This window comes from Acidovorax sp. Leaf73 (assembly GCF_916855635.1).
GTDB lineage: Bacteria > Pseudomonadota > Gammaproteobacteria > Burkholderiales > Burkholderiaceae_C > Acidovorax > Acidovorax facilis.
The window spans coordinates 190658-202508 of record NZ_CAKASI010000009.1 but is presented as its reverse complement, the minus strand read 5'-3'; the positions used below and the strand labels follow the sequence as shown (position 1 = coordinate 202508).

Here is an 11851-nt window from a genome sequence, read left to right as displayed (position 1 = left end):
GCTGGCAGGCGGCGATGGAGCGCTGCAGGCGGTCCAGCAGCAGGCGGCGGTTGGGCAGGCCTGTGAGGGCGTCGAAGAAGGCCAGGCGCTCGATTTCTTGTTCTGCGCGCTTGCGGTCTGTGATGTCCATGGTGAAGCCATGGGACACCACCGAGCCATCGGGCTCTCGGTGCGGAATGGCATTGGTCATGTGCCAGCGCACGCTGCCGTCGGGCATGCGCACACGGTACTCACACTGCCAGGGCACCAGCCTGCGCACCGACGTGATCGCCGAGCGCTGCACCTGCGGCAGGTCTTCGGGCAACACACGGTGCATGAGCACGCCGTGGTCGGCGGTCACCTGGCTCGGCTCCACCCCCATGAAGTCACGCACCGCATCGCTGATGTACTGCACGCTGGTGCCGCCATCCGCATGCAGTCGGTACTCGTAGATAAAGCCCGGTATGCGGCTGGCAATGCGCTGGATGAACAGCAGCTGCTCGCGCAGCTGTTCGGCCGCGCGGTGTTCGTCCGTCACGTCCTGCACCACGCCCATCACCACCTGCACCCCATCGCGCGGCAACGTGCGCTGCACGCGCGACCGCATCCACCGCACTTCGCCATCGGGCCGGCGCCAGCGGTATTCCACATCCAGGCCGGCACCTGGCATGCGGGCCTTGTCGAACACATGGCGGTCCTCGGGCAGGATGCCGCTCACGGCGCGCTCGGGGTCCACCCATTCCTGCTGTTCGAAGCCAGCGATGTCGCACAGGCCGGGCGACCACAGCAGCACCGTTTCGCCCGGGTCTTCGATGCGGCGCCAATGGCCCGTGCGGGCCAGGCTCTCCATGGTGTTGAAGACCTCGGTCTGTTCGCGCAGTTCGCGGCGCACTTCTTCCAGGGCACGTTCGGACGCTGCCAGCGCGGCACGCAGGGTTTCGGCCTCGGTGGCATCGCGCACGGTGACCACGATGCAATCGCTGGTCACACGGCGCGCAGACAGATCCCAGGCCAGCAGCAGCCGACCCGGCTCGCGCACCACCTGGCGGCATTCGAGCGGCGCACCCACGCGGGCCACGCCTTGCAGTTGGTCCATGAGGGGGGTGCCCGCCAGCAGGTCAAACACCTCGCAGGCATCCGCTCCGGGGTTGCGCACCGCCCCCAGGCCGGGCATGCGGCGTGCGGCAGCGTTGGCAGCCAGCAGCAGCAGACGGCCGTGCTGCAACCGGAACTCCATCAAGGCCACCGGAACGGCATCGACCAGCGCCTGCAGACGCGCCTGCGCCATCGGCTCTATGTGGCCCTCGCCAACGGGGGCAAGGAGATCGGTCAACAGTTCGGACGAGATCACGGTCGCTCTGAAACCTTTGAAGCCTGCGGTGGGTAGGAATCCCGCCTGCGCAAGGCGGGGCCGAGGGTCACAGCCAATGTGCCAGCATACAGGCAAGAGTATGTCAAAACGTAACGGACATTAAAAACCTGTGGCATTTGCCCAAGGGAAAACCCGGAGCCCTCCGCGCAGCACGGCGATCACCGTATCCGCCTGGGCCAACGGGCTCCGCCCCCTGCCGCATGCAGTGCAGGCCCGTGGAGCGAACTGCTACAGTCCACGCCTCATTTCTCGGCCCCCAGCATGTCCGACACGCTCGAACACCACACCCCCATGATGCAGCAGTACCTCGCCCTCAAGGCCGGGTACCCTGAAACGCTCCTGTTCTACCGCATGGGCGACTTCTACGAGGTCTTCTGGCAAGACGCCGAGAAGGCCGCGCGGCTGCTCGACATCACGCTCACGCAGCGCGGCCAGTCGGGCGGCCAGCCGGTGGTGATGGCGGGGGTGCCCTTTCATGCGCTGGAGAACTACCTGGCGCGCCTGATCAAGATGGGCGAGTCGGTGGCCATTGCCGAGCAGGTGGGCGAGGTGGGCGCCAGCAAGGGCCCCGTGGAGCGCAAGGTGGTGCGCGTGGTCACACCCGGCACGCTGACCGACACGGAGCTGCTGTCCGACAAATCCGAATCGCTGCTGATGGCCGTGCACCAGGCGCCGCGTGCGCGCTGTGGACTGGCCTGGCTGAGCGTGACGCAGGGCCGCGTCTTCCTGGCCGAATGTGCGCAGGACGAACTGGGCGCCTGGCTGGCGCGCGTGGCACCCAGCGAGCTGATCTACAGCGCGGGTGTGACAGAGCGCTTCGAGCAACAACTGCAGGTGCTTCGCCAAGGCGGCGCCTTCACTTGCCCCATGAGCCCCCGGCCCGACTGGCAGTTCGACAGTGCCTTGGGCGAACGCAAGCTGCTCGAAAACCTGGGCGCCGCCAGCCTGCAGGCCTGGGGCGCGCAAGACCTGGGCGAATCGCACGCCGCCGCCGCCGGGCTGCTCACGTATGCCGAACACACACAGGGCCGCACGCTCACCCACGTGCACAGCGTGCAGGTGCAACGCAACGACGACCTCATCGACCTGCCCGCCACCACGCGCCGCAACCTGGAACTCGTCAAAACCCTGCGCGGCGACGATGCGCCCACGCTGTTTTCGCTGCTCGACACCTGCATGACCGGCATGGGCAGCCGCCTGCTCAAGACCTGGCTGTTGGAGCCGCGCCGCGACCGCGCCGAGGCGCGCCAGCGCCTGTCGGCCACCACCGCGCTGCGCGGTGCGGGCGGCGCTGGGGGTGGCACTGGCCCCTGGGCCTTGCTGCGCGGCGAACTCAAAGGGGTGAGCGATGTGGAACGCATCACCGCCCGCATCGCGCTGCGCCAGGTGCGCCCACGCGAACTGGTGGGTCTGGGCAAAACGCTACAAAAAGCAGAGCTACTTGCGCTGAATGGACAAGCTCTGGAGCCCTATTTGATTCAAATTTTCGGCCATCTGCAGCCGCCCGAGGGCTGCACCGGCCTGCTGCAGGCCGCCATCGCCGAAGAGCCCGCCGCCCTGGTGCGCGACGGCGGTGTGATCGCCAACGGCTTCGACACCGAGTTGGACGAGTTGCGCGCCATCCAGACCAACTGCGATGCCTTTCTGCTGGATCTGGAAACCCGCGAGAAGGCGCGCACCGGCATCCCCAACCTGCGCGTGCAATTCAACAAGGTGCACGGCTTCTATATTGAAGTGACCGGCAGCCACCTCGACCGCGTACCCGACGACTACCGCCGCCGCCAGACGCTGAAGAACGCCGAGCGCTTCATCACACCCGAGCTGAAAACCTTCGAGGACAAGGCCCTGTCCGCCAACGAGCGTGCCCTGGCCCGCGAGAAGTGGCTGTACGAGCAGATCCTGGACCAGCTGCAGCCCCACGTGCCCGCCCTCACCCGCCTGGCGCAGGCGCTGGCCACGCTGGACGTTTTGTGCACACTCGCCGAACGCTCGCTCACGCTGAACTGGTGCGCGCCGCAGTTCGTGCCCGAGCCCTGCATCGAGATCGAAGGCGGCCGCCACCCCGTGGTCGAAGCCCGTCTGGCTGAGACATCCAGCGGCAGCTTCATCGCCAACCACACGCGCCTGAACGCCAACACGCGCATGCAGGTCATCACCGGCCCCAACATGGGCGGTAAATCAACCTACATGCGCCAGGTCGCGCTGATCGTGCTGCTGGCCAGCATGGGCAGCCACGTGCCCGCCGCCAGTTGCCGCCTGGGGCCCATCGACGCCATCCACACCCGCATCGGCGCGGCGGACGACCTGGCCAATGCGCAATCGACCTTCATGCTGGAGATGACCGAGGCCGCGCAGATATTGCACGCGGCCACACCTCACAGCCTGGTGCTGATGGACGAGATCGGCCGGGGCACCAGCACGTTCGACGGCCTGGCGCTGGCCAGCGGCATTGCCACGCACCTGCACGACAAGACCCGCGCCTTCACGCTGTTTGCCACGCACTATTTCGAGCTGACGGAGCTGCCCGCCAAGGCGCGCCACGCGATCAACATGCATGTGAGCGCCACCGAGAGCGGCACCGACATCGTCTTCCTGCACGAGATCCAACCCGGCCCGGCCAGCCGCAGTTACGGCATTCAGGTGGCCAAGCTGGCGGGCATGCCCTCGCCCGTGCTGCACCACGCAAGGCATGCGCTGGCGGCGCTGGAAGAGCGGGCAGGCGAAGATGAATTGCAGGTGGACCTGTTCGCTGCGCCCGAGGTGCCTGAGAGTGCGGGCGCCAGCCCGCTGGAAGCTGCGCTGGCAGGCATCAACCCCGATGCGCTGAGCCCGCGCGAGGCGCTGGATGCGCTGTACCAGCTCAAGAAGATGGCGGGCTGACGCAGTCACGCACCCCAGCGGGTAGCACTCCCCACCAAGGCGAGCCCCGCCACCTGCCCGGCTTAAAGATCCTGCGCCACCGGCGCCAGCTGCCCCAGCATGAAGGTGATGAACGGCGGCACACAGGGCAGGTGCCCGGCCACCGGTTGTGCGCGGCATTCAGTCAGGCTGACCAGATCGCCCGCGCCGCGACTTTGCATCGCGCGCACGGTGCTGACCGAGCTGGCGTAGGGCACGGTGCGGTCATCGCGGCCGTGGTACAGGCGCACTGGCACATTGGGTTTCCAGTCGTAGACGTTGCTGGCGCTGGCCAGGGCCAACACGTCGTCGGCCAGGAAGTGGTCGATGAAACGTGTGTCGTAGGCCACATCGGCATCGCCCGGGATCAGCGCGCGCAGCAGCAGGCGGCGCACCTCACGCTGCACGCTACCCCCCAGGTAACGCAAGAAGCCCGGGTTGATGAGCGCGCCGATCACCGGCTGTTCTTGCCGCACGAGGTCCACCAGGCCATCCATGGTGGTCTGCACGTTGTAAGGCCCCGCGCCCGGCACCACCATGCGCAGCTGCTGCAGGTGGGGCGATGCGCTTGCTTGCAGCGCGCGGTGTGTGGCCATGGTGACGTAGCCGCCTTCGGAGTAGCCGGTCAGAAAGAGCTGCCCGTTGTCCGCCACGTTGGCCTGGCTGCGCCAGGTGCGGGTGGCGGTCAGAAAATCCACCGTGGCGGCTGCGGACGGCGCCGCCAGCAGGTAGGGGTGGGGCGTGCCCTTGGAAGCGCCAAAGCCCACGTAGTCGGGCGCCAGCACGATATAGCCCAGCGATGCGAGCACCACCGCCACCTCGGACGCAACCGCGTTGTTGCTGGGCGCCTCGGCATCGCGAAAGAGGGTGCCATGCTGGTAACTGAGCACCGGGCTTTTGGCGCCCGCTGGCTTTTGCGGAACGCTGACCAGCCCCGAGGCGCGCACCTCTTTGCCGTCGGCATCGGTGGTGAGGTACTCGATCCGGTAAGAAGTGACGCTGTAGCGCGGCACCACGTCCTGGGCCAGCGACTCCTTGGCGGCCAGCGCTGCAGCGATATCAGCGGCCGGCACGGTGCCAAGCAAGGCGGCGGATTCGAGCTGGCCGGAACGCGCCGGTGCGGGAGGTGGCTCCGGAGTGTTGCCGCCATCGCCGGGGTCTTGCGCGCTGCCCCCGCCACAGGCCGCCAGCAATGCCACCAAGGCCAGCGCGCAGGCGCGGCGGGTTACAGACAAAATCAGTGGGTTCAACACGGCAAGGCCCCTCCAGGTGAAGCGGCGGATGATAGGAGCGACGGGCACACACTGCCTGGCCCGTAAGCAATAGCCCTTTACCCCCGGGGCGGCAGTTGCCTTGGCTGCCGCCGGAACTTCGGGTGAACGCAAAAGGTTGGGCCCTGCCAATTCTTGAGTAAAAATGGCCTCCAGCGCTTATCCACCAAGCGTTGGTTGCTATCAATACAGGATACCGGCTACTGCACACGCGATGACTGGCCCGCACCCTGCCCAAGGGTGCCTTCCCACGCCGGACTAAACTCGCGGGTTCCCCTCTTACAACGACCCCACTTCTTCCATGACGTATTGCGTCGCCATCAAACTCAACGCCGGACTGGTTTTCCTGTCCGATTCGCGCACCAATGCCGGCCTGGACCAGATCAGCTCTTTCCGCAAGATGATGGTCTACGAGAAGGCGGGCGACCGCTTCATGGTGCTGCTGTCGGCAGGCAACCTGTCCATTTCACAGTCGGTGCGCGAAATCCTGCAGACCGAGCAGCTCAAGGACGGTGACTCGGGCGAGACGATCTCGATCTGGAACGCCAAGAGCATGTTCGACGCGGCCCGCGTGCTCGGTGCTGCGGTGCGCCATGTGCACGAACGCGACGGCGCAGCGCTCAAGCGCTCGGGCGTGGACTTCAATGTGTCCATGGTGTTCGGCGGCCAGATCAAGGGTGAAGGCATGCGCCTGTTCCAGGTGTATTCGGCCGGCAACTTCATCGAGGCCACGTCCGAGACACCGTACTTCCAGGTCGGCGAATCCAAATACGGCAAGCCCGTGCTCGACCGGGTGCTCACCCCCGAAACCCCGCTGGACGAAGCCGCCAAGTGCGCGCTGGTGTCCATGGACAGCACGCTCAAGTCCAACCTGTCGGTGGGCCTGCCGCTGGACCTGGTGGTGTACGAGGCCGACAGCTTCTCGACCTCCAAGGTGGTCTGCATCGACGAGAACAACCCCTACTTCCGCATGCTGCACGACAGCTGGGGCCAGAAGCTGCGCCAGGTGTTCGACAGCATCGAAGACCCGGCCTGGGGGGGTGGCGCCACCACCGTGCCCATCATGGTGAACCCGGCCCGCAGCAAGCCGCTCAAGAAGATCACCAACCACACCGACAAGCTCATCTGATTTCTCTGACGGCGGGGTTCGCCCTGCCCCGCCGGTATCCCCATGCTCCCCATCGTTTTCTCGCACGCCAACAGCTTCCCGGCCAGCACGTACCGCGTGCTCTTCCAGCACCTCAAGGCCCGGGGGATTGAGGTCAGCGCGGTGGAACGCTACGGCCACGACCCCAAGTACCCGGTGACCAACAACTGGCCCCATCTGGTGCAGCAGTTAGCGGACTTCGCCACGCCGCAGGTGGAGCGCCTGGGCCAGCCTGTATTTCTGGTGGGCCATTCGCTGGGCGGCTTTTTGAGCGTGATGGCCGCCGCCCGCCACCCCCACCTGGTGCGCGGTGTGCTGTTGATCGATTCGCCCCTGCTGGGCGGCTGGAAGGCCAACGCGGTCGATGTGGCCAAACGCACGCAGGTCGTGGGCTCCATCTCGCCGGGCAAGGTCAGCCGACAACGGCGCTTCAGCTGGGCCAGCAACGAAGAGGCGCTGGAACACTTTCGCAAGAAAAAGGCCTTTGCGCACTGGGACCCCGAAGTGCTGGGCGACTACATCACCCACGGCTTGGTGGACCACGACGGCAAGCGCGTGTTGGGCTTTGACCGCGCAGTGGAAACCGCCATCTACAACACGCTGCCGCACAACCTGGGACGGCTGCTCAGCACCCACCCCCTGCAGTGCCCGGCCGCCTTCATTGGCGGGCGCGATTCGGACGAGATGCGGCAGGTGGGCATGGCCATGACACTGCGCATCACCAAAGGCCGCACCATGATGCTGGACGGCAGCCATCTGTTTCCGATGGAGCAGCCCGTGGCCACGGCGGCGGCCATTGAGGCGGCGCTGCTCAATCTGGCGGCGCTGAACCCGGTCAAGCACTGACGACCCACCCGCAGTGTTGGGGGGCTGCGGGGTTTGGGGCGGCATAGCACCCAATACCTCCTGCAATGCCCCGAATAGCGCCGAAAAGCCCCGCCAAGACGGCCTTCGATCAGGGCAAACAAGGTTCGCCCGGAGTGGAGCAATCCCCTACACTGGGGGAGTTGTTACAGTGTGATACACCCCCATGCCCACCCTGCCTCACTTTGCCTCGCGATTGCCTGTGCTCAGCTATGTGCTGCTGGCCGTCTATCTGGTCATCCTCGCAGTCCGCACCCACAACGACACCACCATTGCCCTGGTGATTGCCTCGGTCGTGATGTTTGCCTGCTGCTGGGCCAGTGCCACCCATTTGCTGGGCGCGCGGCCAGCGCTGCAGTTTGTGCTGATTGCCGTGAGTTTTGGCTGGTTTGCCGAGCAGATGGGCTCCTCGCGCGGCTGGTTCTTTGGCCAGTACACCTACACCGACGTGCTGGGTCCCCATCTGGGGGACGTGCCCCTGGTCATCCCGCTGATGTGGTTTTCGCTGACCTATGCGGGGTATGTGATCTGCAACCTCATCGTCTGGCAAAGCGCGGTGGACGGCGCGCGGGGCCTGGGCAATGCCGCCATGCTGTCATTTCTGGCAGCGATGATCGTCACGGCGTTTGATCTGGGCGCCGACCCTTACATGGTGTACACCCTCAAGGCCTGGATCATGACCAAGACCGATGGCGCATGGTTTGGGGAGACGGTGCAGGGGTTTTTTGGCTGGGTGTTCGTGTCCTTCGTCATCATCTTCGGTTTCCGCATGTCGGTTCGCAAACAGGCCCTGCAGCCATCCAGCCCGTTCTTGCGCCACCATGCCCTGGTTCCGCTGGCACTGTATGGGAGCAATATGGTGTTTCAGATGATCCTGGGCAATCCGGTGGAAATCCGCTCCATTGCGCCGTTTGCGATGGGCATCCCCTTGTTGTGCGCGCTGGCCGGGTACCAGCGCTGGGCAGCCCCCGCAAAGGCCAGCGTATGAACCAGAACACGTCACACTCCAACACCATCTCGGACGCCGAACTGGCGGGTATGCAGCACCACGCCGACCCCCTGGCCGACCAGACCATCGCCGACATCCTGGGCGACTGGCCCGCAGGGGACGTCGCGGTGGATGCGCCGCAATGGGCGCGCATCGACACCGTGAACCGCCTGTTCGGCCAATGGACGGACAACAAGAGCCTGGTGGGCTGGACCGCCCAAGGTGACGGGGTGGATGCAGCCATGGCCCGGGCACTGAACCACTACGTGCAGACCGCGCAAGCGCTGCCGTCCTGGGCCGATGCGAAAAAGATCGAGCGTGCCGAGAAGCTGTTCATGGAGCATGGGGCGCTGTCGTGCATCCTGCTGTTTTGCGCCAGCCTGCCCGAGTGTTATGTGATCCCCGACCTCTCCAGCGTGCTGCACACCTCGGGCCAGCTGGAGCAGAACGCCGAGTACCGCATCCGGTCCACGGCCGCGATGATCTTCCCCGTGATGCTGCACGGTGGCCTCAGCCAGCGCGGCGCGGGCGTGGCGCAGGTGCTCAAGGTGCGGCTGATCCACGCCACCATCCGCAACCTGATCCTGCACGGCAGCCCGCAAAGTGCCGTCAAACAGCTGCTGGCCGGGGGCAGCGGGCAGGTGGCACCACAAGCCCTGCCCAGCGGGGGCGGGCGTCAGGCCATGTTCCAGACGCTGTACGCCCGCGGCTGGAACCTGAAAGGCGATGGACTGCCCTGCAACCAGGAAGAGCTGGCCTACACCTTGCTAACGTTTGGCTATGTGTTTTTGCGCAGCTTGCGCCGCTTGGGGCTGAGGTTGCGCACGGCCGACGAAGAGGCCTACCTGCACGCCTGGAACGTGGTGGGCCACATCCTGGGCATCGACCGGGCCTTGATGGTGGACACCATGGACCAGGGCCAGGCCCTGATGGCGCGCATGCAGGCCCGGGGCCGCGCCGAACCCGTCACACCGGACCCCCGCCCTGCCCTGGGCCGGGCCTTGATGCAGACCATGGAGAACTCGCTGCCCTGGAACATTGTGAAACCCTTTCCCGAACTCATGACCCGCTACCTGTGCGGGCGCGACACGGCCAGCGACCTGGGCCTGACCCAGCCTGTTCCGTGGCCATCGGCGCTGCTGTTCTGGGGGGTGTTGCTGATCGCCCGTGCCATCGACACCGTGCTGCGCCTGGTGCTGCCCCGGTTCTCGATCGTGAGGACACTCACGCGCATCCTGGGCTACCACTTCATGAGCCGCGTGCTGATGAGCCAGACCCGCCCCCTCCAACTGCCCACCGAGTTGCTCAACCAGGTAGACGAGGTGGTGCACAGCTGGAGCGATGACCCCCACGCGCCGGGCTGGATCAACCGGATCGAAGACCGGCTGACAACGCGCGGCAGCTGGAGCGCGGGCCTGGCCGCCCAGGCCCCTGCCGCACACCCCGCCCAGGCGCAGCAACCCACATAGCCGTTGTTCCCACGCCAATGTCCCCGCTGGTCTGCGCCCTCCTGACGATCACCCGGCTTGGTCGTGCGCGCTGCGGCGTGGCGTCCAGCCTGCTTTGGCTGTTCGTCATCATGGCTCTGCCTGCGGGCGTGCACGCGAACGCGCCTCTGGTGCTGACGCAGGATCGGCCGCAGATGAATGCCTGGGAAGCCATCACGCTCAAGGCCGATCCCACATACCAGCTTTCGGTGCAGGACATGCTGGAACGCCTGAATGAGTTCGAGGCGCCTGCCCGGCGCGGTGGCTCGCTGGGTGTGCACAAGGCAGCCATGTGGCTGCACATTCCCATCGTCGCGCCCAAGACACCGCGCGCCCCCTGGATGGTGGATATCGGCTACAGCTCGCTGCAGGCCGAGATTTACCTGACCAGTGGCGGCCGGGTGCTCCAGCAGATTCGCACCAGCCAGCGTGATCAGATGCAGCTATCCAGCCGCACGCCAGCGATGGCATTCGACCTGCAGGCCGGACAGGCTTACGACCTGCTGATACGGGTGCAAGCCACCGGACCACTGATCCTGCCCATCACGGTCGGCGAAATGCCCTACCAGATGCACCAGGCCCTGCGCGAGCAGATGTTGCAGGGTCTGCTCAACGGGCTGGCGTTGTGCCTGCTGGCGTACAGCCTGATCCAGTGGTTCACGCAGCGCGAGCACTTGTTCGGCTTTTATGCACTGGTGGTGCTGGGCAGCGCGGGTTTTTCGCTGCAGTTCTTCGGCATTGGCGACCAGTTTTTATGGCCGGGCAATCTGTGGATGAGCCGGTATGCAGGACTGGCCGCTGGGTTGATTGCCCTGGCGGGCTCGTTCCTGTTCCTGAGTGCCGCACTGGCAGACAACCCGCAAAGCCGGTACGCACGCGCCATGCGCGCAGGTGCAGCGATCACAGCAGCGGTCTGCGTTGCCGTCACGCTGGGCTGGCTGAGCATCGCCATCGCCATCGCCTTCATGAGTCTGGTAGGCCCCCTGCCTTCTCTCATCAGCGTGCCTGCTGCCATCACGCGGGTGCGGCAAAAAGACCCCATCGGCACCACCCTGCTGGCGGCCTGGATTGCCTACGGTGTGGCTGCCGCACTCATGGTGTGCCTGGTGCAGGGCTGGGTGCCCGCGAACTTCTGGACGCTGCACTCATTCCAGTTCGGCGCCACGCTGGACATGCTGCTGTTCTTGCGCGTCATGGGGCTGCGTGCCAAAGCCATGCGGATGAAAGCACAGGAGGCGCTGCGCGAGCGCGACATCATGCATTCGCTGGCGCACAGCGACCCACTGACAGGTCTGAGCAACCGGCGTGGGCTGCAGCATGCGCTGCAACTTGCGCTGTCTTCCAGCTCACCAAGCCATCTGGTCGCGGTGTATCTGATCGATCTGGACGGGTTCAAGCCCATCAATGACTCACATGGCCACGATGTGGGCGACGACCTGCTGGTGGCTGTGGGCCAGCGGCTGCAAGCCAGTGTCCGCCAGCAGACCGACCTGGTAGCAAGGCTGGGCGGGGATGAATTCATCGTCATGGCCTGCCATCTCGAAAGTCCGCACCATGCCGAAGAGCTGGGCCGATCCCTGCTGCACGCTTTCGATGCGCCGTTCTCCCTGGGCGACCTGAACCTGAAGGTGGGACTGACCATCGGCTATGCCCTGGCCCCCCTGGACAGCGACGACTCCCATGGGTTGATCCGTCTTGCCGATGCAGCCATGTATGCCGGCAAGCAAGGGGGCAAAAGCTCCATCCTGCGCAACAGTGGCGAACTGGCGCTTGCACCATGAAACAGGCCTCCTGCACCGTGGTGCCTTGCCTATACTGAACCAGCCCGACCATGCCCCGCCGTCA

The 11851-nt window shown here is 65.7% G+C and carries 8 protein-coding genes; 6 read left to right on the top strand and 2 right to left on the bottom strand.

Going from position 1 to position 11851, the window contains the following annotated elements:
- Positions 1-1330, bottom strand: a 1330-nt coding sequence (locus LPA35_RS25500; protein ID WP_228900066.1) for a PAS domain-containing protein, incomplete at its 3' end; no start/stop codon positions are given.
- A gap of 282 nt (positions 1331-1612) precedes the next feature.
- Here LPA35_RS25500 and mutS point away from each other — a divergent pair.
- A complete protein-coding gene (mutS, locus tag LPA35_RS25495) occupies positions 1613-4231 on the top strand; it encodes a DNA mismatch repair protein MutS (RefSeq protein ID WP_228900062.1) in 2619 nt (872 codons plus the stop codon).
- 62 nt (positions 4232-4293) lie between these two features.
- On the opposite strand, the gene LPA35_RS25490 is transcribed toward mutS, so the two are convergent.
- Complete coding sequence (locus LPA35_RS25490; protein WP_228900060.1) at positions 4294-5502, bottom strand: S9 family peptidase; 1209 nt, start codon at positions 5500-5502, stop codon at positions 4294-4296.
- A gap of 319 nt (positions 5503-5821) precedes the next feature.
- On the opposite strand from LPA35_RS25490, the gene LPA35_RS25485 reads away from it, so the two are divergent.
- From LPA35_RS25485 to LPA35_RS25465, 5 genes are all read left to right on the top strand, one after another.
- Positions 5822-6649, top strand: a complete 828-nt coding sequence (locus tag LPA35_RS25485) for a proteasome-type protease (protein ID WP_010459683.1) — start codon at positions 5822-5824, stop codon at positions 6647-6649.
- 42 nt (positions 6650-6691) lie between these two features.
- Positions 6692-7513 (top strand): alpha/beta fold hydrolase, encoded by an 822-nt coding sequence (locus LPA35_RS25480; RefSeq protein ID WP_055397361.1) that lies wholly within the window; start codon positions 6692-6694, stop codon positions 7511-7513.
- A gap of 184 nt (positions 7514-7697) precedes the next feature.
- A complete protein-coding gene (locus LPA35_RS25475; protein ID WP_228900057.1) occupies positions 7698-8519 on the top strand; it encodes a carotenoid biosynthesis protein in 822 nt (273 codons plus the stop codon).
- Positions 8516-9988: an oxygenase MpaB family protein gene (locus LPA35_RS25470; protein ID WP_228900054.1), complete on the top strand. Its 1473-nt coding sequence runs from the start codon at positions 8516-8518 to the stop codon at positions 9986-9988. The genes LPA35_RS25475 and LPA35_RS25470 overlap by 4 nt, the downstream gene beginning before the upstream one ends.
- A gap of 17 nt (positions 9989-10005) precedes the next feature.
- On the top strand, positions 10006-11787 hold the full coding sequence (locus tag LPA35_RS25465) for a diguanylate cyclase (protein ID WP_228900050.1): 1782 nt from the start codon (positions 10006-10008) through the stop codon (positions 11785-11787).
- Positions 11788-11851: the final 64 nt, after the last annotated feature.